This is a genomic window from Microvirgula aerodenitrificans DSM 15089 (genome assembly GCF_000620105.1).
Classification (GTDB): domain Bacteria; phylum Pseudomonadota; class Gammaproteobacteria; order Burkholderiales; family Aquaspirillaceae; genus Microvirgula; species Microvirgula aerodenitrificans.
Genome location: NZ_JHVK01000016.1, coordinates 73,779 through 95,404 on the forward strand (window position 1 = coordinate 73,779; position 21,626 = coordinate 95,404).

The following is a 21,626-nucleotide window of genomic DNA, read 5'->3' on the forward strand; positions in this document are numbered from 1 at the left end:
CGTGCGTCGGCTGAGCGGGATTGCCGGGTGACAGCGGTCGCTGTCGGCTCGCCCCCAAATGGCAAGCAGGTTGGCAAATGCGACGATCCATCCAGCCCGGTGCGTCGCTTCCGGGTCCGGCTAGACACCTCGGGCCTTCTTCCACTTGCGCAGCCGTGCCCGGGCATTGGCATACGGCGACGAGGTATTGAGCTGGATCATCCGTCCGAGCGGATACTTGCCGTACCACGCTTCGCCATACAGCGAGGCGTCGGTTTCGCGCATGACCCGCTCGACGATATCGGCATGGGCGTGGGCCAGCGCGTCCCGCCGCGCCGGAAAATCCAGCGCGGCGTGGTCACGATAGAACCGCTGTGCCAGCCGGCCGAGTTCATTCCACTTGAATCCGGTATCGGGGAAATCCACCGCCCGCCCGGCGTCCCGGCCGGCACACCACTTCAGCACCAGCAGGTTCCAGCCCAGCAGATAGGCCACCAGGTCGGCCACGCTGATCAGCGTGCCCTGCACATGGCCTTCCAGTGTCGCCTCAAAGGCCTGCGCCGGCGGCACCGTGCGCAGCTCGGCATCGAGCTGCGCATAGCGGGTTCGTATCGCGTCCAGCAGTTCGCGCTGGTTTGCGGGGATCGGCATGACATCTTTCGCACAAATCGGGGCGGCCATCATCCGCCTGCCGCCGGCGGGCCGGCAAGCTCAGGCCCGGGCGACCGCCTCCATCTCGACCGCCAGTCCGTGGTGCAGTACCGGCACCGGCACAACGGCGCGGGCCGGGCGCAGCTCACCAAGCCAGGCCGCGTACAGGCGGTTGAACAGTGGCCAGTTGTCGATGTCGGTCAGGTAGACGCGCACCTGCAGCAGCCGTGACGGGCTGCTGCCGCAGGCGAGCAGCGCCTGCCCGACATTGGCCAGCACCTGGCGCGCCTGCGCCTCGAAGGGCGCGCCGGTCAGCTTGTGGCCATCGGCGGTGATCGGCAACTGGCCGGACACATAGACCAGCCCGCCGGCGCAGACCGCATGCGAGTAATGCCCGCCGGGCGCCGCCATGGACGCCGGATCGACGAAGCGCGGCGCACTCATGCCTGGCCCTGGATCAGCGCGGCAAAGCGCTGCAGGTCAACATTGCCGCCGGACACGATAATGCCGACCCGCTTGCCGGCGACATCGACCTTGCCATGCAGCGCGGCGGCGGCGGCCAGGCAGCCGGTCGGCTCGGCGACCACTTTCATCCGGCCGGCCAGGAAGGCCATGGTATCGACCAGTTCCGCATCGCTGACGGTGACAATGTCATCGACCAGCTCGCGAATGACCGGGAAGGTGTAGTTGCCAAGATGCTGGGTCTGGGCACCGTCGGCGATGGTCTTTGGCGTGTCGATATGGACGATTTCGCCGCTGCGGAAGCTGCGCTGGCCGTCATTGCCGGCCTCGGGCTCGACCCCGATCACCTTGCAGGCCGGGTTCATCGCCTTTGCCGCCACCGCGCAGCCGGACAGCAACCCGCCGCCGCCGAGGCAGACCAGCAGCAGATCCAGTTCGCCGGCCTGCTCGATCAGTTCCCTGGCGGCCGTGCCCTGCCCGGCCATCACGTGCGGATGGTCGTACGGCGGAATCAGCGTCAGGCCGCGTTCGGCTGCCAGCTGCTTGCCGATGGCCTCGCGGTCCTCGGTATAGCGGTTGTAGAAGATCACCTCGCCGCCATAGCCGCGCGTGGCTTCGACCTTGATTGCCGGTGCATCCTCCGGCATCACGATCACTGCCCTGACGCCAAGCAGCCGCGCCGACAGGGCAATCGCCTGCGCATGGTTGCCGGACGAGAACGTGATCACGCCGCTGGCCTTCTGTTCCGGGGTGAACTGCGAGATGGCGTTGTAGGCGCCACGGAACTTGAACGCCCCCATGCGCTGGAAGTTCTCGCATTTGAAGAACAGCTTGGCGCCGGTCAGCGCATCGGCCGTCGCCGAAGTCAGCACCGGGGTCTGGTGGGCGACGCCACGGATGTGTTCATGGGCAGCGACAACATCGGCAAAGAAAATGGGCAGTGCGGTCATGGTCGGTCTTCCTGGGGGAGATAGGTATAGACGGTTGAACGGGCGACGCCGAGGGTCTGCGCCACTTCGGACAGCGCGCGGCGCAGGTCCAGCAGCCCGCTGGCAGCCAGTTCGCGCATCGCATCGCGGCGCTGGTCGAGATTCAGGCCCATCGGCGTGGTATTGCGGGCGGCGGCATAACGTTCGAGCACGGTGCGGACTTCTTCGACCCGGCGCGGCGCCAGCGATTCGTTTACCGCCGGTGCCGGCGTGTCGGTGCGGATCAGCTGGCCGAGCCCGGCGGTCATGGCGCCCAGCATCGACACATCCATGTTCAGGCAGATTGCGGCGACGAACTCGCCGTCGCTGTTCTTCAGTCCGATCGATGTGCTCTTGGCCGGACGGCCATCGGGAAAGCGGTTGGCGTAGTTCTGGATGACTTCCGGGAAGTCGGGATTGGTGATCCGCGCCAGACCGAGTTCGGTCGCCGCGTCGCCGACTTCGCGGCCGGACAGGTTGTTGGCGATCGCCACCACCGCGTGTTCGGGCCGGGTCAGGTCGTGCAGCACGACCTCGACCAGCGGCGCAAAGGTCTGCCCGAGCGCATCGACGATTTTCCGCGCCTCGCGCAACAGGAGCTGGTTTTCTTGGAGATTGGGCATGAGTGACATTATGTCCATTAATGACAAAACGTCAACCACTACAAGAAAATTGCCCTGCTACACCCCGACACTCTTGTAAACCGCCACCAGATCCAGCAGCAGTTGCGCCTCGCTGTCCGCCCGGGCGCCCTGCGCCTGCAGTTGCGCGCTGCGTGCGTCGAGCACGGTCAGGAAGTCGGTCATGCCGCCAGTCTGCCGCGCCTGCGCCAGCGTCAGTTCGTCGCGGCGGGCGGCCTCGGTCCGGGCCAGTTGTACGCGGCGCTGCTGTTCCGCCGCATAGCGCGCCAGGGCACGGTCGACATCGTGCCAGGCACCGAGCACGCTCTGCTGGTAGGCAACAGCGGCTTCCTGCTGTTCGAGCTTGCGCAGGGTAATCGTGCTGCGCCGGCGGCCCTGGTCGAACAGCGGCAGGGTCAGGCTGGGCCCGATCGACCACTCGCGGCTGCCCCAGTCGCCAAACTGCCCGGCCTGATAGGAGTCCAGACCAAAGCGCGCACCAATGGTCAACCGCGGATACAGGTCGGCCACCGCCACGCCGACCTCGGCCACGGCCGCCTGCAACCGTGCCTCGGCCGCACCGATGTCCGGGCGGCGCTGCAGCAGCGCCGAGGGCACGCCGAGCGCGAGGTCCGGGCGCGGCCAGTCGCCGGGGCCGCGGCCGTTGTCGGCCAGTTCGGTCTGCAGGGCGCCGGGGCGCTCTCCGAGCAGCAGGGTCAGCTGATTGATCGCCTGCGCCTCGCGCGCCAGCCAGGGCGGCAATGCGGCTTCGGCGTCTGCCAGTTGTGCCCGGCGGTGCTCGGCCACCCCGCTGTCGTCCAGCCCGCCGGCCACCCGTGCCTGAGCCAGTTGCAGCGCCTCGCCGGCGGCGGCCACCCGCGCCCGGCCCAGCCGCTGCTGCTGCTGGGCCGCTCGCAGTTCGACATAGTTGCGCACCACCTCGGCCGTCACACTGAGCGTGACCTGCTGCAGTTCGGCACGCGATCCGGCGATGCGGGCATCGGCCGCCTCCAGCTGGCGGGCGACCCGTCCCCACAGATCGGCCTCCCACGACGCATCGAAACCGGCCTGGTACACCGTTACCGGTTCGCTGAGCACGCCGACCAGTTCGTCGTGGCGCGCCGGCGACAGCACGTCGATCAGCCGGGTGCTGACGGCATGCTCACTCTGCCGCTGACGATCGAGACTGCCGACGGCATCGACCTGGACCCCGCGCTGTGCCGCCACGGTGCTGCGCTGAACGCGGCTCTGGGCGAAGCGCAACGCCGCGGTGCGCACGTCCGGGCTGGCGGCACGGGCGCGCTCGACCAGCCGGTCAAGCAGCGGGTCGCCGAACGGCTTCCACCAGTCCGTCTCCAGCCAGCTTTCGACCACCGGCACCGCCAGCGCATCGGCGCCACTGCGCCATGCACGCCAGTCGTCCGGTGCCGGAATCTGCGGCCGGTGATAATCGGGGCCAGCGGCGCAGCCGGCCAGGGCAAGGATCAGCGCCAGTTCGATCGGGTTCGGGGTACGCATCATCAGGGTCTTTCTCGTCATGACAGCCGGTGGCGGAACAGCCATGCCGCCAGCGGCAGCGTCAGCGCCGCAATCACCAGCAGGGGCAGCAGGTCGAGCGCCACCTCGCGCAGACCGACGCCCTCCAGATAGACGCGCTGCACCAGGTTGATGGCAAAGCGCAGCGGATTGGCCAGCGTGGCCAGTTGCAGCGCGTCCGGCATATTGCTGATTGGCGTGGTCAGGCCGGACAGCAGCATCAGCGGCATGACCAGCACAAAGGTGTACAGCATCGCCTGCTGCATGTTCAGCGACACAGCCGAAATCGACAGGCCGATCCCGACACTGGCAACGGTAAAGCACAGCAACCCGGCATACAGCGTCAGCAGCGAGCCGGCCATCGGGATGCGGAACCAGAACAGCGCCACGAACAGTACGATCGTCGACTGGGTCAGCCCGACCAGGATCGGCGGCAGTGACTTGCCGATCATGATGTCCAGCGGCGTCAGCGGCGTGACCAGCAACTGGTCGAAGGTGCCCTGCTCACGCTCGCGCGCCACCGACAGTGCGGTCAGCATCAGCGTCTGCAGCATGCTCAGCGCGGCGATCAGCCCGGGAATCAGGTTCCAGCGCGTTTCCAGATTCGGGTTGTACCAGGCTCGGGTCTCGATCTGCAGCGGCAGCGGCGCGGCGCCGTGCCGTTCCCGCCAGTCGGCGTTGAAGCGCTCGACCACGGCATTGACGAAGCCGGCCGCCGAACCGGCGGTGTTCGAGTTGCGCGCATCGAGCACCAGTTGCAGCGGCGCTGCTTCGCCGGCTTCCAGCTGCGTGGCAAAGCGCGGGCCGATGCTGATCACCAGCAACGCCGGCCCACTGTCGATCACGCGGCTGATGTCGGCCCGGGTACGCAGGGTTTCGATGCGGTGAAACACGCCGGTGCCATCGAGATGGGCAACCAGTTCGGCCGATGCCGCGCTGCGGCTCTGATCGAGCAGCGCATACGGCACATGGATCAGATCGTAGGTGGCGGCATAGCCGAACAGCACGCTCTGCAACAGTGCCGGGACGAACAGGATCACCCGGTTGGCGGGGTCCTTGAGAATGGTCAGCAGTTCCTTGCGACACAGCGCCAGGATGCAACGCAGGCGTTCCAGCATGATTCAGTCCAGTCGCTTGTGGGTGACCGCACGCGCCAGGGCCAGCAGGACCACGGCGTAGACGGCGAGGATGGCGCAGTTCCTGAAGATCAGCGGCCAGACATCCCCGGCCAGGAACAGGGCACGGATCAGTTCCATGAAATAGGTGGCCGGCAGCGCCTGGCCGATGATGCGGATGACCGGCGGTACATTGCGCAGGTCGAACAGAAAGCCGGACAGCATCATCGACGGCAGGAAGCTGGCGACCAGCGCCACCTGGCTGGCCAGAAACTGGTTGCGCGTCACCGCCGAAATCAGCAGGCCGACGGCAACGGCGACCAGCAGGTAAAGCATCGACGCGAACAGCAGCACCAGCAGCGAACCGTACATCGGCACCGCAAACAGGAAGCGTGCGGCCAGCAGGCACAGCACCAGCCCGACCAGGCCGATGGTGAAATACGGCACCACCTTGGCCAGCAGGATTTCGATCGGCCGCACCGGCGACACGAACAGCGCCTCCAGCGTGCCGCGCTCCCATTCGCGCGCCATGACCAGCGCGGTCAGAAAGGCGCCGACCAGGGTCATGATCAGCACGATCAGACCCGGTACCAGATACCAGGTGCTGGTATTGGCGGCGTTGAACCACAGTCGCGTCTCCATGGTCACCCCGCCCACCCGGTTGCCGCTGCCGGCCGGGCCGGCGCGGTCGGCCCGCGTCAGCGCCCACTGGCCGAGCGCACTGGTGATATAGCGCTGGATGCTGCTGGCACGATTGGCGTCGGCGCCATGCAGCAGAATCTGGATGCGCGCATTGCCATCGGCCAGCCGGCGGGAAAAATCCACCGGCACGCGGACGATGGCATCGACCTTGCGCGCCCGCATCAGCCGTTCGGCATCCTGCATCGAGGTCAGCATCACCGCCGACAGGAATGGCGACAGCCGCAGCCCGGCCACCGCCTCGGTGGCGGCCGGCGACGGATCTTCCAGCACCACGGCCAGCGGCGCGTTGCGCACGTCCAGCGACAGTCCGTAGCCGAAGATCAGGATCAGCAGCATCGGCAGCAGGATGCCGATGGCCAGATTGCTCCTGTCGCGCAGCAACTGGCGGAATTCCTTGCGGATCAGTGCCCGCAGCCGGGCGGCAAAGCGTCCGTCGCCGATCATCGCGCCCCCCGTTCCCGTGCTGTTTCGACGATGCCGATAAAGGCCGCCTCCATGCCGGCGCCGGGGTCGCCGGCGATGCCGGCCTGGCCGCGCACCTCGCCCGGCGTGCCGATCGCCAGCAGCTTGCCGGCGTCCTGGATCACGATGCGATCGCAGTACTCGGCCTCTTCCATGAAGTGGGTGGTGACGATAATGGTGGTGCCGGCAGCGGCCAGTGCGGTGATCCGCCGCCAGAAGGCGCGCCGCGCGCCCGGATCGGCACCACTGGTCGGTTCATCCAGAAACAGGATGTCCGGTTCGTGCAGCAGCCCGGTCGCCATCGCCAGCCGCTGGCGGAACCCGCCCGGCAACTGGCCACTGGCACTGTCCATCACCTCGGCCAGGTCGAATTGCGCCGCCACCGTGGCGATGCGTTCGTGCAGGGTCGTGCCATGCAGCCCGTAGGCATGACCAAAGAATTCCAGGTTTTCCCGCACCGACAGATTGGCGTACAGCGCGAACTTCTGCGCCACATAGCCAATGCGCCGCCGGGCAGCCGCCCGTGCGCGGCGCAGGTCAACCCCGGCCACCCGCAGGCTGCCACTGCTGGCCGGCAGCAGTCCGCACAGCATGCGGAAGGTCGTGGTCTTGCCGGCGCCATTCGGGCCAAGCAGACCGAAAATTTCGCCGCGGCGAACCGAGAAGCTGGTGCTGGCCACGGCAGTGAAATCGCCGAAGCGACGCACCAGATCCCGAACTTCAATGACCGTCGCGTCGTCACTGACTGGCGCGGGGGCAGACACGGCGAGCGGTGTCGTCGGGGCCGGCATGACGCGGCGCTCGCGCAGCAGCAGCATGAAACCGTCCTCCAGCCGCGGAGGCAGCGCGTCGACCGCCAGCCCGTCCAGCAGCGCCGACAGCGCCGGGTCCGCTCCATCGCCATCGCGGACAAAACGGACCCGCCCGCCCTGCGGTACGGCATCGGCCACGGCCACGGCGTGATCGAGCAGTTGCGCCTGCAGCAGCCGGGCCGGCTGACCAGCCGGCGGCGTGACCGCAAAAACCCGCCCGCTGGCGCGGTCGCGCAGGCTGGCCGGATCGCCCTGCGCCAGCAGCCGGCCGTCATGCAGCACGAATACCCGCGCACAGCGTTCGGCCTCGTCCAGATAGGCGGTGCTGACCAGTACGCTGAGCTGCTCGTCATCCACCAGTTGGCGGACGATGTCCCACAGCTCGCGCCGCGACAGCGGATCGACCCCGACCGTCGGCTCGTCGAGCAGCAGCAGTTCCGGCGAGCGGACCAGGGTGCAGGCCAGCCCGAGTTTCTGTTTCATCCCGCCGGACAGCTTGCCGGCCGGGCGGGCGGTAAAGCGGCCGAGGTCGGTCATGGTCATCAGCCGCGCATAGCGCTCGCGCCGTGCCGCCAGGGGCACGCCGTGCAGATCGGCATACAGATCGAGGTTTTCCTGCACGCTGAGGTCGTCATACAGACCGAAGCGCTGTGGCATATAGCTGATCCGGTTCTGGATCGCCTGCGGGTCCTGCGCGGCGTCGATGCCGAGTACGCGGAGGCTGCCGCTGTCCGCGCGCAGCAGACCGGCCGCCAGCCGCAGCAGGGTGGTCTTGCCGGCGCCATCCGGGCCGACCAGTGCGGTCAGCGTGCCCGGCTCGATCGACAGCGTCACGTCGGCAAGCGCATCCAGCATCCGGCCGGACGGCTTGACGGCGAAGCGCTTGCCCAGCCCGCGGGCGTCCAGCGCCAGCGTACTCATGGTGCATCCGGCGTCAGACGAACCGTGGCCGGCATGCCGAGCCGCAGCCGGTCGCGGCTGTCGTCGACCAGAATGCGGACTTCGTAGACCAGGCTGGTGCGCAGCTCGTCGGTCTGCACGGTCTTCGGCGTGAATTCCGCCACCGACGAGATATAGCCGACCTTGCCCGGCAGGCGCTGGTCCGGATGGCTGTCGGTACTGACCATGGCGCGCATGCCGGGACGCAGGCGACCGAGATCGACTTCGCCGACATAGGCGCGCACCCACTTCGGGTCGGTCAGCGCCAGCGCATAGGCCGGCCGCTGCGGCGACGCCATGTCACCCGGTTCCAGCAGCCGGCTGCGCACTACGCCATCGACCGGCGCGGTCAGTTGCGCCTGCTCCAGCCGGTAGCGCAGCAGCGCCGTCTGCGCCTGCGCCGCCCGCAGCTGGGCATCGGCTTCGGCAATGTCCTCGTCGCGCGGTCCGCTGACGGCCAGCGCCAGCGCCTTGTCGGCCGTGATCCGCGCCGCCCGGGCCCGCTGCCGGCGGGCAATGGCTGCATCCAGATCCTGCTGGCTGACGGCCTTGCCGGCGGTCGCGGCATGCACGCTGTTCAGCCGTGCCAGCTGCTGGCCGGCATCGTCATCCTCGGCCTGCGCCGAGGCCAGCGCGGCACGCGCCTGGGCGAGTTCCTCCGGGCGGCTGCCGGTCTTCAGCCGGCGCAGCACCTGTTTTGACGCTGCCTGCCGCGCCTCGGCCTGCGCCAGTTCCAGTGTCGCCCCACGGGTATCGAGTGTGCCCAGCAACTGCCCGCGGCGAACCCGGTCGCCTTCGCGCACGGTCAGTGTCGCCACCCGTTCGCTGGCATTGAAAGCCAGCGACACCTGGCGGACATCCACATTGCCGTACAGCGTCAGTACGCCGTTGTCCGGCGACGGCCGCACCAGCCACCAGATGCTGCCGGCAAGGCCGGCCAGCACCAGCCCGGCCACAGCGATCTTCAGTTTCCCGTTCATCCCGACCCGCTCCCGATACGCCGCCATGGCGGTCCATGGCGTCTTCATAATTTAAATTCTAATTTGAATTCTAATTTATGACAAGCCGTCGCGCTACGGTAAGATTATGGGATGAAAACAAGCGATCCGAACGTCCCCGGCGCGCCAGGCCGCAAGGCGCGTGCCGACGGCGACGCCACGCGCCAGCGCATTCTCGACGTCGCCGGCGACATTTTCGCCGAGCTGGGCTACGAGCACGCCACCAGCAAGGCCATCTGCGCACGCGCCGAAACCAATATGGCGGCGGTGAACTACCATTTCGGCGGCAAGGAAGGCCTGTACCAGGCCGTTCTGGTGGAAGTGCACCGGCGTCTGATCAGCCGCGACACGCTGTCGGCGATCGCCGCCAGCGATGCCTCGCCGGCCGACAAGCTCGGCGGCGTGATCGACGCTTTCATTCTCGGCGCGGTCGACGGCGGCTGGCATCTGCGCATCTATGTCCGCGAGATGCTCGGCCCGTCGGCGACCCTGCTGGCCGCCCTGCAGCAGGAAGCGCTGCCGAAAGCCACCCTGCTGCGACGGATGCTGAGCGACTTTACCGGCATCCCGGAGCAGGAACCGGCACTGGCCTGCTGCCAGTTGAACTTCTTTGCGCCGCTGGCCATGCTGCTGCTCGCCGACCGCCAGGTGCTCGGCCGGATGCTGACCGATATCTGGCGCGACCCGGACGCGCTGCGCCAGCACCTGAAGACCTATGCGCTGTCCGGCCTTTCCGCCGTGGCGGCCGCTTATGCCGGACGGGCGTCGGCGTCGTGAGCCGGCTTGCGGCCATGAAAGCAGTGCTCGCTGGCCGGAAAGAGACCACGACGCACCTCATCGGCGAAGCGGGCCACGGCGGCGTCGATCAGCGGATTCAGTTCCGCATAGCGGCGAACAAACTTCGGCGTGTAGTCGTCGAACAGGCCAAGCATGTCCTCGGTAACCAGCACCTGACCATCGCAGGCCGGTGACGCACCGATGCCGATGGCCGGAATCGCCAGCAGGCCGGTCAGCCGGCGCGCCAGCGGCTCGGCCGTCCCCTCGATCACCAGCGCGAACGCACCGGCCGCCTCGATCGCCAGCGCATCGCGCTCGACCTGCGCTGCCGCCTCCGGTGTCATGCCCTGCGCCCTGAAGCCGCCCATGGTGTTGACCTGCTGCGGCATCAGGCCGACATGGCCCATCACCGGAATGCCGCGTGCGGTCAGGAAGGCAACCGTCCCGGCCATTTCCACCCCGCCCTCGAGCTTGACCGCCTGGGCGCCGGTCTCGATCAGCAGCCGGGACGCGGCGCGAAACGCATCGGCCGGCGAGGCCAGGTAGGACGCGAACGGCAGGTCGATCACCACGCAGGCACGCTGCGCGCCGCGCATGACCGCCTGCCCGTGGGCAATCATCATCTCCAGCGTGACCGCCAGGGTGCTGGGCATGCCGTACAGCACCATGCCCAGCGAGTCGCCGACCAGGATCAGGTCGGCATGCGGATCGACCTGCCGCGCCATCGGCGCCGAATAGGCAGTCAGCGACACCAGGCTGCCGGCGCCCTTGCGCTGGCGGATCTGCGGCACCCCGATGCGGGTAACACGGGCGGGTGTACTCATGGCGAAATCCCTTGGCTTGTGAATGACGGCCATCACGCTATCATCGCCGCCATGCATGAACTTGCGGAGCGGGGACAGCCTATGCTGCTGACGGGACAGACACCGAATCACTACCGGGTGCCGGAGCTGGGTGGCCTGCCACGGCCGCTGTATGTGCGCGCGTTCGAGATTCCGGCCGACAGCGAGGTGGCGATGCACAGCCATCCATGGGCGCAGTTCATGCATGCCAGTGCCGGCGTGCTGTGCGTGCATACCCCGCTCGGACGGCACATGGTGCCGCCGCAACACGCGATCTGGATTCCGCCCGGCATGGCGCACGGGGTGACCACCCATGGCCGCATCGCCTTTCACAGCCTGTATCTGGATCCGGGCGCGCTTGAAGGCCCGGGCCCGGACTGCAAGGCGCCGGTAGTCACGCCGCTGCTGCGGGCGCTGCTGCACGAAACGCGGACGCTGCCGGCCGACTACCGGCCCGACAGTGCCGACGGCCGGCTGGTGGCAGTGATTCTCGACCAGATTGCCCGCCTGCCGGCCGCGCCGCTGTGCCTGCCGATGCCCGGCGATCCGCGGCTGCTGCGCATTGCGCTGGCGCTGCAGGCCGACCCGGGCAACGACCGCACGCTGGAGGCCTGGGGTCAGCGGGTCGGCGCGACCCGCCGCACGCTGGCGCGACGCTTTCGCGATGAAACCCGGCTGACTTTCAGCGAATGGCGGCTGTCATTGCGCATGCTGGCCGCCCTGCCGCGGCTGGAGGCCGGCACGCCGGTCACCACCGTGGCCGCCGAGCTCGGCTATGCTTCGCTGTCGGCCTTTATCGCGGCATTCCGCCGTTTTCACGGCAGCACGCCGGGTGCCTTTTTCGATCGCAACGCCACTCGCCGTTAATCGAAGGCGATGTCGGCCGGCTTGTCGATCGGCAGTCCGGCAGCCAGCCACGCCTCATAGCCGCCGGCCAGCGACACGACCTGCCCGAACCCCATGCTCTGCAGACTGACGGTGGCCAGTGCGGCCCGTCCGCCAGTCTTGCAGTACACCACCAGCGGCCGTTCGGTGCGCTGCAGCGCCGGCTCGCTGGAAATCCGGAATTCGAGCATGCCGCGCGGGATGCTGATGGCGCCGGGCAGATGACCCTGACCATATTCATCCGGCTCGCGAACGTCGATGACCAGCGTATCCGCGTCTGCCATCCGCTGACGGACAGCCTCCGGCGCCTGCTCGTCGACGGACTTGCGGGCTTCCTGCACCAGATCGTGGGCGGTTTTCAGCATGGGGGGTCTCCTGGAGGGGCAAATACATTACATTAATAAATATAATATGTTTTGCGCAAGAAAAATCCGCCCCTTACAGCCGGAATCGCGCCACCACCCCCTGCAGGCCCTGTGACAATCCCCGCAGTCCGTCGGAGGTCCGGGCCAGTTCCTCGACCGTCGCGCTGTTTTCACCGGCCATCTGTGCCACCTGTTCCATGCTGCGGGCCAGGCCCTGGCTGGCGCCGCGCTGCTCGTCCAGCGCATGGTTGATGCTGCTGATCGCCGCCAGCACCTCGCTGGCGCTGTCCCGGACCTGAACCATGGCCTCGCCGCTCTTGTCGGCGCTCTCGGTCACGGCAGCCACGTGCTGCCGGCTCTGCGCCATGCTGTCCACCACCCGGCCGGCATTCTGCTGGATCGAGGCAATCATGCGGGTGATCTCCTGTGCCGACAGCGTGGTGCGCTCGGCCAGCTTGCGCACCTCATCCGCCACCACGGCAAAACCGCGCCCGGCCTCGCCGGCACGGGCGGCTTCGATCGCGGCGTTCAGTGCCAGCAGATTGGTCTGGTCGGCCACATCGCGAATCACGGTCACGATATTGCCGATGGCCTGCACTTCACCGGTCAGGCTGTCCATCTCGCCGGCGGTGTCCTGCACGCTGCTGCTGACGGTCCGCATGCGCTCGGCCGAGGCCAGCGCATCGCTGCCGCCCTGTCCGGCCAGGCGGCCGGCCTGCGACGCCTGCCGCGATGCCTCGCCGGCGCTGTCCGCCACATGACTGATGCTGACGGTCAGTTGCTCCAGCGTCGCTGCCGTGGACGAGGTCGAATCGGCCTGACGCTGCGCGCTGGCTGCCACCTGGCCGGACATGCCGGACAGCTGCGCAGCCGAGTCCGCTACCGCGCCGGCGTTGTGGCGGATGTCATGCAGCGCGGCGGACAGCCGGGCACGCATGGTTTCCAGCGCTGCCAGCAACTGGCTGACTTCATCGCGCCCGGCATGGACTGCGTGCCCGCCTGTTGCGGCCAGGTCGCCGTCGGCAATCCGGTTGGCGGTCACGACCGCCCTCCCCAGTGAACGGCCGATGCGCACCGACAGCAGCAGCGCCACCGCCGCGCCCAGCATCAGGCCCAGCGCACTGAGCACGGCCATGACGATTCGCGCCTGCCCGTAGCTGGCGTCGGCTTCGGCCCTGGCCCCGGCCATCAGCGATTCCTGGAATGCCGCCATGGTGTCCAGCCGTGCCATCAGCAACCGGTTGTCGGGCACGATCTGCTCGCGCAGGAAACGGGCGGCGTCCGCCATCTGCCCGGCCTGCACCAGGGCATTGAAACGATCGTAGTGCGACAGCAGCTGATCATGTGCGGTGACAATGTCGGCGAACAGCGCCTTGCCCTTGACCAGATTCAGCGACGCACCCAGCGTATTCAGGGTGTCGGTATTCTTTTTGCGGTTGGCCGCCATCTGCCCGATGACGGTTTCACGCCCGGTGCTTTCACTGGCGAGCAGAATATCGCGAATCAGGCGGGTATTCTCAAGCGAGGTTTTGATTACGCCATTCACCAGCACTATTTTTGAATATCGCGCATCAAGAATATTTTCAAGATTCTGCTGTACCGCCGACATTTTGTTCATGGCGAATACTGCCATCAGCAGTTGCAGCAGCAATACCAGTCCAAAGCCTGTCAGCAGTTTCTGCCTGACGGTCATGGCATCATTCATATTCATCATTTGTATTCCGGATCATTCAGCCATGAATGGTACGGCAATGACATGGCGTGCCCCATACGCCAGAATATCTATAAATTCAGATTGTATATTCCATATATAAATTACATATTCCGGCAGGGCGCCATTCAGGACAGGCCAGACAGCAGGACCGGGAGATCTTGGTCGAAGGCCGAAAAAGTGGGATGCTGCGGACCGGCATTCCCGCCCCGCCCTTCCGGAGTCCGCTGTCGTGTCCACTGGCCTGCATCTGCTGCTGATCGATCCCCAAAATGATTTCTGCGACCTGCCCGGTGCGGCCCTGCCGGTGACCGGTGCCGATGCCGACCTGACGCGCGTGGCCGCGCTGGTCGGCCGGCTCGGGGCGCGCCTCGACCGGATCCATGTCACGCTGGATTCGCATCAGCCCGTGGATATCGCCCACCCGGTCTGGTGGTGCAATGCGGACGGCGAAGCACCGGCGCCATTCACGCTCATCACGGTCGGGGATGTCGAATCCGGCCTCTGGCGCGCGCGCGACCCGCAGCAGCAGGCGCACAGCGTCGACTACGTCCGCGCGCTGGCCACCCGCGCCCGCCATGCACTGGTGATCTGGCCCGAGCACTGCCTGATCGGTGGCTGGGGCCACCAGCTGCATGCCGGCTGCGCCACGGCGCTGCAGGCGTGGGGCCGGCAGACACTGCGCACGGTCGACTATGTGTTCAAGGGCATGAATCCGGGCACCGAACATTACTCGGCGCTGTGCGCCGAAGTGCCCGACCCGGCCGATCCGGGCACCCGTCCCGATCCGGCCTGGATCGCCCGCCTGGCCGGGGCCGACACCGTGCTGATCGCCGGGCAGGCGCTGTCGCACTGCGTGGCCAGCACCGTACGCGATCTGGCCGACGCGCTCGGCGACGCATCCCGCCTGCTGTTGCTTGATGACTGCAGCAGCCCGGTCGCCGGTTTCGAAGCGCTGGGCCGGGAGTTTGTCGACGAGATGGTCGCGCGCGGCATGCGGGTGGAACGCAGCGACAGGGTTCAGCGCCAGGCAGCCTGAGCTTCAATCGTCGGCGGGCGGGTCGAGCGCATCCAGCCCTTCCAGGCGCATGGTCGCCCTCACCAGCCGCTGTTCTTCCTGCTCGATCTCGCGCAGGTTGTCGCTGATGCTGGTCAGGTGTTCGATGGCGGCGCGGCGCGCCTGCTCCGGCAGGCGGCTGGTGACGGCGTGATGCAGCCGCGCATGCTGGCGGTCCAGCTGTCGCTTGCGCTCGGCGCGGTGGTACAGATTGCTCAGCGAGGCGAATACCGAACTCAGCAGCAGGTCGGTCAGCGAACGCAGCGTCTGTACCAGTACCGGATTGTGCGATGCCTCGCAGATCGCCAGGTGAAAGGCATGGTCGACGCGCGCATGCGCTTCGGCATCCACCCCGAGCCGCTGTGCATCGATCAATGCCTGATAGCGGCGGCTGATCAGGATGAAGTCGGCCTCGGTGCCGCGCAGGGCGGCCAGCCGCGCCGACTCGCCTTCCAGCAGCGCCCGGACCTCCAGCAGATCGTACAGGGTGCGCGGATGCGCGCTGTACAAGTGCATCAGCGGATTGCCGCTGCCGTCCGGCGCCATGGCGCTGACCTGCGAGCCCTTGCCATGCGCGGTCTCGATGATGCCGCGCCCGCGCAGCACTTTCAGGCCTTCGCGCAGGGCAGTACGCGACACGCCGAGTTTCTCGCACATGCGCCGCTCGGACAGCAGTGGCTGGCCGGGCTTCAGCACCCCGTCCAGGATCATGCGTTCTATGCGTTCGGCAACGACGTCGGCCAGTTGCCGGGAGCGGCCCGGACCGGCGGCGGTCATGCGCAGCTCCAACTGGTATGACCAGCTGCAGAGCACGGGAAACGGGGATCGGGGATATTGCGCATGGTGCTGATCACAAAAAGGAAACAGAAGGAATCGTCATGTCTTGCAGTGCACAAACTGGTATGACCAGTTGATTTTAGCATGGACGTTCACCGGGAAAGACACCAAGATAAAGTCGTTGCTTTCGTCATGCGGAAGCGGCCGCGGGACAAAAAAACAGTCAGCCCGCGCTGCATCACCCCGCAGTCGGAGCCCCACCGTCACGCCATTGCGACGTCAGCGGGCCTTTGCCGGGGTCGCTTGAGAAACAGAGGGGAACTATGAGCATTTTCTACGACGAACGTGTCGACGGCGTCCTGCCGGATGTCGACAAGGCCGCGTTGCTGGAAGAACTGCGCCGGGTGCTGCCCGACGTCGAGGTGCTGTCCGATGCGGAAGACCTCAAGCCCTACGAGTGCGACGGCCTGTCCGCCTATCGCGCCACGCCGCTGCTGGTCATCCTGCCCGAAACGATCGACCAGGTGCAAACCCTGCTGCGGCTGTGTCATGCGCGGCAGGTGCCGGTTGTCGCCCGCGGGGCCGGCACCGGTCTGTCCGGCGGCGCCATGCCGCTGGAAAAGGGCGTGCTGCTGGTCATGGCACGCTTCAAGCGCGTGCTGTCGGTCGATCCGGATGCCCGTGTTGCCCGGCTGGAACCCGGCGTGCGCAACCTGGCCATTTCCGAGGCCGCGGCCCCTTACGGCCTGTACTACGCGCCGGACCCGTCGTCGCAGATCGCCTGTTCGATCGGCGGCAATGTCGCCGAAAACGCCGGTGGCGTGCACTGCCTGAAATACGGGCTGACCGTGCACAATGTCATGAAGGTCGACATGCTGACCATCGAGGGCGAGCGCATGACGCTCGGCAGCGATGCCCTGGACAGCCCCGGCTTCGACCTGCTGGCGCTGTATACCGGCTCGGAAGGCATGCTCGGCGTGGCGGTGGAGATCACCGTCAAACTGCTGCCGAAACCGCAGATGGCCAAGGTCCTGCTGGCCAGCTTCGACGACGTCGACAAGGCAGGCCGCGCGGTCGGCGACATCATTGCCGCCGGCATCATCCCCGGCGGGCTGGAAATGATGGACAACCTGTCGATCCGGGCCGCCGAAGACTTTATTCACGCCGGTTACCCGGTCGATGCCGAAGCCATCCTGTTGTGCGAACTCGATGGCGCCGAGGCCGACGTGCACGCCGACTGCGAACGGGTCAGCCATATCGTCCGCGCCGCCGGCGCGACCGATGTTCGCCAGGCGCGTGACGAGGCCGAACGGCAACGGTTCTGGGCCGGACGCAAGAACGCCTTCCCGGCGGTCGGCCGCATCTCGCCCGACTACTACTGCATGGACGGCACCATTCCGCGCCGCGAGCTGCCGAAAGTGCTGAAGGGCATTGCCGCGCTGTCGGAAAAACACGGGCTGCGCGTCGCCAATGTGTTCCATGCCGGCGACGGCAACATGCACCCGCTGATCCTGTTCGATGCCAACCTGCCCGGCGAAATGGAACGCGCCGAGGCCCTTGGCGGCGAAATCCTGGAACTGTGCGTCGCGGTTGGCGGCAGCATCACCGGCGAGCACGGTGTCGGCCGCGAAAAGATCAACCAGATGTGTGCCCAGTTCAACAGCGACGAGCTGGAGATGTTCCACGCGGTCAAGGCGGCCTTCGACCCCGACCGCCTGCTGAACCCCGGCAAGAACATTCCGTCCCTGCATCGCTGCGCCGAATTCGGTGCGATGCACGTCCATCACGGGAAACTGCCGTTCCCCGAGCTGGACCGGTTCTGAGCGCGCATTCAGGAGAGATCATGCAACAAGGTTTTCAATCGGCGGACAACAGCGCCGACCTGCTGGCGCAAGTGCAGGCAGCGATCGCCAGCCACACGCCGCTTCGCCCGCGCGGCGGCGGCAGCAAGGATTTTCTTGGCCGCGCCGTCGACGGCGTGGTCCTCGACACCCGCAGCCACAGCGGCATCGTCAGCTATGACCCGACCGAACTGGTCATCACTGCCCGCGCCGGCACGCCGCTGAGCGTGCTGCAGGCGGCGCTCGACGATGCCGGACAGATGCTCGGCTGCGAACCGCCATCCGGTAATGGCGCCGCCACCGTCGGCGGCATGGTCGCCAGTGGCCTGTCCGGCCCGCGCCGCCCGTGGTCCGGCGCCGTGCGCGATTTCGTGCTCGGCACGCGGCTGATTACCGGCCGCGGCACCCACCTGCGCTTCGGCGGCGAGGTGATGAAGAATGTCGCCGGCTACGATCTGTCCCGCCTGCTGGCCGGCAGCTTCGGCTGCCTGGGCCTGCTGACCGAAGTCTCGCTGAAAGTACTGCCGAAGCCGCAGTGCAGCCACAGCCTGCGACTGGAAGTCACATTCGCTGACGCACTGCAAAAGCTGGCCGAATGGGGGCGCCAGGCACTGCCGGTCACCGGCGCCAGCCATGACGGCCATGCGCTGTCGGTACGGCTGGAAGGGGGCGAAGCCATGGTCGAAGCCTCCCGCCTCCGCATTGGCGGCGACACGCTCGATGGCGGCTACTGGGCCGAGCTGCGCGAGCGCCGGCTGCCGTTCTTTGTCGACGCCCGCCCGCTGTGGCGCCTGTCGCTGCCGCCGAATACGCCGCCACTACCCTTGCCCAGCGACGTACTGGCCGACTGGGGCGGCTCCCAGCGCTGGCTGCTCAGTGATGCCGACGCCGGCACGCTGCAGGCATTCGCCGCCATGCACGGCGGCCACGCCACCTGTTACCACGCCGGCTGCGAGCAACCGTTCCAGCCGCTGGCGCCGGTACTGATGCGCTACCACCGCCAGTTGAAGGCACAAATGGACCCGCACGGGATCTTCAACCCTGGCCGGCTGTACGCCGGGCTGTAATCGGGACGAAGCTGATGCAAACCCAGTTGAACGCTGCCGCCCTCGCCCTGCCGCGTGGCGCCGAGGCGGAAGACATCCTGCGCACCTGCGTGCATTGCGGTTTCTGCAATGCGACCTGTCCGACCTACCAGATCCTCGGCGACGAGCTGGATGGCCCGCGCGGCCGTATCTACCTGATCAAGCAGATGCTGGAGGGCGGCGAAGTCACCGCAAAAACCCGCCTCCATCTCGACCGCTGCCTGAGCTGCCGCAATTGCGAAACCACCTGTCCGTCCGGCGTGACCTATCACTCGCTGCTGGATATCGGCCGTGCCGAAGTCGAACGCCGGCTGTACCGGCCACTGGGCGAGCGGCTCCAGCGTGGCGCCCTGCGCGCCCTGCTGACCCGGCCGGCACTGTTCGGTGCCGCGCTGAAAACCGCGCAGGCACTACACCCGTTGCTGCCGCCCTCGCTGAAGCTGAAAGTCCCGGCTCGCGTTCGCCCGGCCAAGCCCCGGCCAGCAACGCGCCATGCGCGTCAGGTATTGATGCTGGAAGGCTGCGTGCAGCCCAATCTGTCGCCGAACAGCAATGCCGCCACCGCGCGGGTACTCGACCGGCTCGGCATCAGCGTCATCCCGGCACCGCAGGCCGGCTGCTGCGGCGCAGTCGACTACCACATGAATGCCCAGCAGGCCGGGCTTGACCGGGCGCGGCGCAATATCGACGCCTGGTGGCCGGCCATCGAGCAGGGTGCGGAAGCCATCGTGCAGACCGCCAGCGGCTGTGGCGCCTTCGTCAAGGAATACGGCCATCTGCTGGCCGCCGACCCGGCCTATGCCGCCAGGGCAGCGCGGGTCAGCGAACTGGCCCGTGATCTGGTCGAAGTGCTGCGCGACGAAGCGCTGGAAAAACTGGATATCCGTGCCGACAAGCGGCTGGCATTCCACTGCCCCTGTACGCTGCAGCACGCGCAAAAACTCGGCGGCGCGGTCGAAAGCGTGCTGACCCGGCTCGGCTTTGAACTGACGGCCGTTCCGAACGGACACCTGTGCTGCGGCTCGGCCGGCACCTACTCGTTTACCCAGCCGGAACTGTCGCGGCGCCTGCGCGACGACAAGCTCGACGCACTGGAAAGCGGTGGCCCCGAAGTCATCGTGACCGCAAACATCGGCTGCCAGACCCATCTCGACAGCGCTGGCCGCACACCGGTCCGCCACTGGATCGAACTGGTCGAGGAAGCCCTCGTCTGACCCACCCGCCCACCGTCGCCCCGCGCGGTGGCAACAGGAGAAACCCCATGCAAAGCAAAGCCGTACTGACCAGCACCGAAATCGACCTCATCCTCGCCGCCGCACGCAGGGAAGCGGAAGCCAACAACTGGGCCGTCACCATCGCCATCGTCGACGACGGCGGTCACCCGCTGGGCCTGCTGCGCCTCGATGACTGCGCACCGGTCAGCGCCTATATCGCCACCGAAAAAGCCCGCACCGCCGCACTCGGCCGGCGCGAATCCAGAGTGTACGAAGAAATGATCAATGGCGGCCGGACCTCGTTCCTGTCCGCACCGGTGCTGCAGGGCACGCTCGAAGGCGGCGTCCCGGTCATTGTCGGTGGACAGACCATCGGCGCTGTCGGCGTTTCCGGCGTCAAGTCCAATCAGGATGCCCAGATCGCCATGGCCGGCATCGCCGCCCTGGCCAGCTGAGTTCTTTACCCTTCTTCCGGCAATACGACCGACTCCGGTCTGTCGTATTTCTTTTGGCCCGCACCCCTCGCGGGCCTTTTTTTCGTCCTGCGGCAACCGGACTCTTTCCTGCGCCACGGCACTGCCCACCCCGATGCCATCCCTTGCTTGAAGCTCGGCCTTGATGTTTTCGTGCCAGCACGATCCGGTTAGTCCCGGAATGGTAATGACCGACCAGTTTCGGGCTTGCTGTCGCATCCTGCCCGGCAGGCACCTCCAGGCGCATGGGCAAGGCCCCGGTTTCACGCATTACCCCCTCATCCATGCCCGGCAACCGGATTTCATGCTCGCTGCTGATCGGGACGTCCACCGGTTCGGCCGGCACTGCAGGTGGGGCGGGTTCTTCTTCCGGCTCGTGAAGCTCGATCTTTATTCTTTTCTTCCATCGCTTCGCTTCTGCTTGCTGGCGCTGTTTCCATTGCTGGTGCAGTTCCCATTCGTCCCATAAGGTATCGGTAGTAACAGCAGGATTTTTTCTCTTGATATAAACAATTATTAATTGCGCAAAAATTATTGACCCGGCCATTCCACACATCATTGATATGACAAATTTATGCCATGCAATATCCGCAGGATCTACAACTAGTTCCTTGTTAAAAAAACAATACGCACGCATGAATAATTCATCAATATTCCATCCAAAAGCCCAAAAAACAATAATTCCTGCAAGAGTTCGTAAAATTCCCGCATAGGTAAAAATATCCCATATTTTTCCGCGAGTATAATTTTCACCTTTGCTCATTTTTTTCTTCATGGACTATTCCCTTCATCCGCGAAAGGCATAGGCAGCACAGATGGAATTCCACCAAATGAATCCCTAATTACGCCAGAAATAAATTCGGGGCACGGATTTGGCTTTCCAAAATTCTGAAACAGAGCTGGAACGTATGGATTAAGAGGTTCACCACCAATACGGGCAGGAAGCTTCGACTTAATTACCGAAAAACTAACAGCTCCCAGTACATATCCACCACCATAAAACATCGCCCCAACCATCGCCCCTTTCACCACATCCTTCCCCTCCCCATACATCCCATTCACCGCTACCGTATTCACCCCACCCACCCCCGCCCCTATCACGGCATCACGCCACAGCGACACCCCACGGAACGGATAGGCCACAGCACCGGTCAAGGCCGCCGCCGCCTGCCCACCGCGGTAAAGCTGCCCCCCGAACAGCTGCCCGGCAGTATCAAATCAGCCTCCCAGCATCGCGCCGATGGTCATTTTCCTGACCGTCAGCCCGGCCAGTACTTCCGGACCTGCTGCGACCACCACCATCGGTAGCGACTGACTCAGGTTACTGGCCTGCTGGTAGTGCCAGGCCGGTGGCA

The 21,626-nt window shown here is 66.3% G+C and carries 22 protein-coding genes; 7 read left to right on the forward strand and 15 right to left on the reverse strand.

Annotated elements, in window-relative coordinates:
- Positions 1–120: 120 nt before the first annotated feature.
- The 9 genes from Q352_RS0113410 to Q352_RS0113450 are packed head-to-tail and all read right to left on the reverse strand — an operon-like array spanning position 121 to position 9,274.
- The gene (locus Q352_RS0113410; RefSeq protein WP_028499784.1) at positions 121–630 is read right to left on the reverse strand and encodes a ClbS/DfsB family four-helix bundle protein; all 510 of its coding nucleotides are present in this window, start codon (positions 628–630) and stop codon (positions 121–123) included.
- A gap of 60 nt (positions 631–690) precedes the next feature.
- Complete coding sequence (locus Q352_RS0113415; RefSeq protein WP_028499785.1) at positions 691–1,074, reverse strand: RidA family protein; 384 nt, start codon at positions 1,072–1,074, stop codon at positions 691–693.
- Positions 1,071–2,042 (reverse strand): threo-3-hydroxy-L-aspartate ammonia-lyase, encoded by a 972-nt coding sequence (locus Q352_RS0113420; RefSeq protein WP_028499786.1) that lies wholly within the window; start codon positions 2,040–2,042, stop codon positions 1,071–1,073. The genes Q352_RS0113415 and Q352_RS0113420 overlap by 4 nt, the downstream gene beginning before the upstream one ends.
- Entirely contained in the window at positions 2,039–2,683 is a 645-nt protein-coding gene (locus Q352_RS0113425; protein WP_028499787.1) for a helix-turn-helix transcriptional regulator, read from the reverse strand. Before Q352_RS0113425 ends, Q352_RS0113420 begins: the two co-directional genes overlap by 4 nt.
- A 57-nt stretch (positions 2,684–2,740) precedes the next feature.
- Complete coding sequence (locus tag Q352_RS0113430) at positions 2,741–4,219, reverse strand: efflux transporter outer membrane subunit (protein ID WP_156952552.1); 1,479 nt, start codon at positions 4,217–4,219, stop codon at positions 2,741–2,743.
- Positions 4,216–5,334, reverse strand: a complete 1,119-nt coding sequence (locus Q352_RS0113435; protein WP_028499789.1) for an ABC transporter permease — start codon at positions 5,332–5,334, stop codon at positions 4,216–4,218. The genes Q352_RS0113430 and Q352_RS0113435 overlap by 4 nt, the downstream gene beginning before the upstream one ends.
- Before the next feature lie 3 nt (positions 5,335–5,337).
- On the reverse strand, positions 5,338–6,477 hold the full coding sequence (locus Q352_RS0113440; RefSeq protein ID WP_028499790.1) for an ABC transporter permease: 1,140 nt from the start codon (positions 6,475–6,477) through the stop codon (positions 5,338–5,340).
- On the reverse strand, positions 6,474–8,228 hold the full coding sequence (locus Q352_RS0113445) for an ATP-binding cassette domain-containing protein (RefSeq protein ID WP_028499791.1): 1,755 nt from the start codon (positions 8,226–8,228) through the stop codon (positions 6,474–6,476). The genes Q352_RS0113440 and Q352_RS0113445 overlap by 4 nt, the downstream gene beginning before the upstream one ends.
- Positions 8,225–9,274, reverse strand: coding sequence for an HlyD family secretion protein (locus Q352_RS0113450; RefSeq protein WP_234412972.1), 1,050 nt, complete (start codon positions 9,272–9,274; stop codon positions 8,225–8,227). The genes Q352_RS0113445 and Q352_RS0113450 overlap by 4 nt, the downstream gene beginning before the upstream one ends.
- Before the next feature lie 63 nt (positions 9,275–9,337).
- Between Q352_RS0113450 and Q352_RS0113455 the strand changes: the two genes are divergently transcribed.
- Positions 9,338–10,021 carry a TetR/AcrR family transcriptional regulator gene (locus tag Q352_RS0113455; RefSeq protein WP_028499793.1) on the forward strand — a complete coding sequence of 228 codons (684 nt, stop codon included), beginning with the start codon at positions 9,338–9,340 and terminating at the stop codon, positions 10,019–10,021.
- Here Q352_RS0113455 and panB read toward each other — a convergent pair.
- Positions 9,994–10,845: a 3-methyl-2-oxobutanoate hydroxymethyltransferase gene (gene panB, locus Q352_RS0113460; protein ID WP_028499794.1), complete on the reverse strand. Its 852-nt coding sequence runs from the start codon at positions 10,843–10,845 to the stop codon at positions 9,994–9,996. The two genes, Q352_RS0113455 and panB, sit on opposite strands and share 28 nt — an antisense overlap.
- A gap of 81 nt (positions 10,846–10,926) precedes the next feature.
- Between panB and Q352_RS0113465 the strand changes: the two genes are divergently transcribed.
- Positions 10,927–11,730 (forward strand): AraC family transcriptional regulator, encoded by an 804-nt coding sequence (locus Q352_RS0113465; RefSeq protein ID WP_028499795.1) that lies wholly within the window; start codon positions 10,927–10,929, stop codon positions 11,728–11,730.
- Here Q352_RS0113465 and Q352_RS0113470 read toward each other — a convergent pair.
- Both Q352_RS0113470 and Q352_RS21145 read right to left on the reverse strand, forming a co-directional pair.
- Entirely contained in the window at positions 11,727–12,113 is a 387-nt protein-coding gene (locus tag Q352_RS0113470; protein WP_199489802.1) for a rhodanese-like domain-containing protein, read from the reverse strand. The genes Q352_RS0113465 and Q352_RS0113470 overlap by 4 nt on opposite strands.
- A gap of 73 nt (positions 12,114–12,186) precedes the next feature.
- On the reverse strand, positions 12,187–13,827 hold the full coding sequence (locus Q352_RS21145; protein ID WP_051528957.1) for a methyl-accepting chemotaxis protein: 1,641 nt from the start codon (positions 13,825–13,827) through the stop codon (positions 12,187–12,189).
- A gap of 229 nt (positions 13,828–14,056) precedes the next feature.
- On the opposite strand from Q352_RS21145, the gene Q352_RS0113480 reads away from it, so the two are divergent.
- Positions 14,057–14,863 (forward strand): cysteine hydrolase family protein, encoded by an 807-nt coding sequence (locus Q352_RS0113480; protein WP_028499797.1) that lies wholly within the window; start codon positions 14,057–14,059, stop codon positions 14,861–14,863.
- A gap of 3 nt (positions 14,864–14,866) precedes the next feature.
- Here the strand turns inward: Q352_RS0113480 and glcC are convergent, their stop codons facing one another.
- The gene (gene glcC / locus Q352_RS0113485; protein ID WP_028499798.1) at positions 14,867–15,658 is read right to left on the reverse strand and encodes a transcriptional regulator GlcC; all 792 of its coding nucleotides are present in this window, start codon (positions 15,656–15,658) and stop codon (positions 14,867–14,869) included.
- Between the two features lie 323 nt (positions 15,659–15,981).
- Between glcC and glcD the strand changes: the two genes are divergently transcribed.
- The 4 genes from glcD to Q352_RS0113505 are packed head-to-tail and all read left to right on the forward strand — an operon-like array spanning position 15,982 to position 20,253.
- Positions 15,982–17,481 carry a glycolate oxidase subunit GlcD gene (gene glcD, locus Q352_RS0113490; protein WP_028499799.1) on the forward strand — a complete coding sequence of 500 codons (1,500 nt, stop codon included), beginning with the start codon at positions 15,982–15,984 and terminating at the stop codon, positions 17,479–17,481.
- Positions 17,482–17,501: 20 nt separating this feature from the next.
- Positions 17,502–18,566 (forward strand): glycolate oxidase subunit GlcE, encoded by a 1,065-nt coding sequence (gene glcE, locus Q352_RS0113495; protein WP_028499800.1) that lies wholly within the window; start codon positions 17,502–17,504, stop codon positions 18,564–18,566.
- Between the two features lie 14 nt (positions 18,567–18,580).
- Positions 18,581–19,798, forward strand: coding sequence for a glycolate oxidase subunit GlcF (glcF, locus tag Q352_RS0113500; protein ID WP_028499801.1), 1,218 nt, complete (start codon positions 18,581–18,583; stop codon positions 19,796–19,798).
- A gap of 47 nt (positions 19,799–19,845) precedes the next feature.
- Positions 19,846–20,253: a heme-binding protein gene (locus Q352_RS0113505; RefSeq protein ID WP_028499802.1), complete on the forward strand. Its 408-nt coding sequence runs from the start codon at positions 19,846–19,848 to the stop codon at positions 20,251–20,253.
- Here Q352_RS0113505 and Q352_RS23445 read toward each other — a convergent pair.
- Positions 20,195–21,046, reverse strand: coding sequence for a hypothetical protein (locus Q352_RS23445; protein WP_156952553.1), 852 nt, complete (start codon positions 21,044–21,046; stop codon positions 20,195–20,197). The genes Q352_RS0113505 and Q352_RS23445 overlap by 59 nt on opposite strands.
- Entirely contained in the window at positions 21,043–21,414 is a 372-nt protein-coding gene (locus Q352_RS23450) for a hypothetical protein (protein ID WP_156952554.1), read from the reverse strand. Before Q352_RS23450 ends, Q352_RS23445 begins: the two co-directional genes overlap by 4 nt.
- Between the last annotated feature and the right edge of the window lie 212 nt (positions 21,415–21,626).

Coding starts and splice junctions, on each gene's coding strand:
- Q352_RS0113470 (WP_199489802.1), bottom strand. CDS start 12,113: ATGCTGAAAACCGCCCACGATCTGGTGCAGGAAGCCCGCAAGTCCGTC.
- Q352_RS21145 (WP_051528957.1), bottom strand. CDS start 13,827: ATGATGAATATGAATGATGCCATGACCGTCAGGCAGAAACTGCTGACA.
- Q352_RS0113455 (WP_028499793.1), top strand. CDS start 9,338: ATGAAAACAAGCGATCCGAACGTCCCCGGCGCGCCAGGCCGCAAGGCG.
- Q352_RS0113430 (WP_156952552.1), bottom strand. CDS start 4,219: ATGACGAGAAAGACCCTGATGATGCGTACCCCGAACCCGATCGAACTG.
- Q352_RS0113410 (WP_028499784.1), bottom strand. CDS start 630: ATGCCGATCCCCGCAAACCAGCGCGAACTGCTGGACGCGATACGAACC.
- Q352_RS0113425 (WP_028499787.1), bottom strand. CDS start 2,683: ATGCCCAATCTCCAAGAAAACCAGCTCCTGTTGCGCGAGGCGCGGAAA.
- glcC (WP_028499798.1), bottom strand. CDS start 15,658: ATGACCGCCGCCGGTCCGGGCCGCTCCCGGCAACTGGCCGACGTCGTT.
- Q352_RS0113420 (WP_028499786.1), bottom strand. CDS start 2,042: ATGACCGCACTGCCCATTTTCTTTGCCGATGTTGTCGCTGCCCATGAA.
- Q352_RS0113415 (WP_028499785.1), bottom strand. CDS start 1,074: ATGAGTGCGCCGCGCTTCGTCGATCCGGCGTCCATGGCGGCGCCCGGC.
- Q352_RS0113445 (WP_028499791.1), bottom strand. CDS start 8,228: ATGAGTACGCTGGCGCTGGACGCCCGCGGGCTGGGCAAGCGCTTCGCC.
- Q352_RS0113450 (WP_234412972.1), bottom strand. CDS start 9,274: ATGAAGACGCCATGGACCGCCATGGCGGCGTATCGGGAGCGGGTCGGG.
- panB (WP_028499794.1), bottom strand. CDS start 10,845: ATGAGTACACCCGCCCGTGTTACCCGCATCGGGGTGCCGCAGATCCGC.
- Q352_RS23445 (WP_156952553.1), bottom strand. CDS start 21,046: ATGAAGAAAAAAATGAGCAAAGGTGAAAATTATACTCGCGGAAAAATA.
- Q352_RS0113505 (WP_028499802.1), top strand. CDS start 19,846: ATGCAAAGCAAAGCCGTACTGACCAGCACCGAAATCGACCTCATCCTC.
- glcF (WP_028499801.1), top strand. CDS start 18,581: ATGCAAACCCAGTTGAACGCTGCCGCCCTCGCCCTGCCGCGTGGCGCC.
- Q352_RS0113440 (WP_028499790.1), bottom strand. CDS start 6,477: ATGATCGGCGACGGACGCTTTGCCGCCCGGCTGCGGGCACTGATCCGC.
- glcE (WP_028499800.1), top strand. CDS start 17,502: ATGCAACAAGGTTTTCAATCGGCGGACAACAGCGCCGACCTGCTGGCG.
- Q352_RS0113465 (WP_028499795.1), top strand. CDS start 10,927: ATGCTGCTGACGGGACAGACACCGAATCACTACCGGGTGCCGGAGCTG.
- glcD (WP_028499799.1), top strand. CDS start 15,982: ATGAGCATTTTCTACGACGAACGTGTCGACGGCGTCCTGCCGGATGTC.
- Q352_RS0113435 (WP_028499789.1), bottom strand. CDS start 5,334: ATGCTGGAACGCCTGCGTTGCATCCTGGCGCTGTGTCGCAAGGAACTG.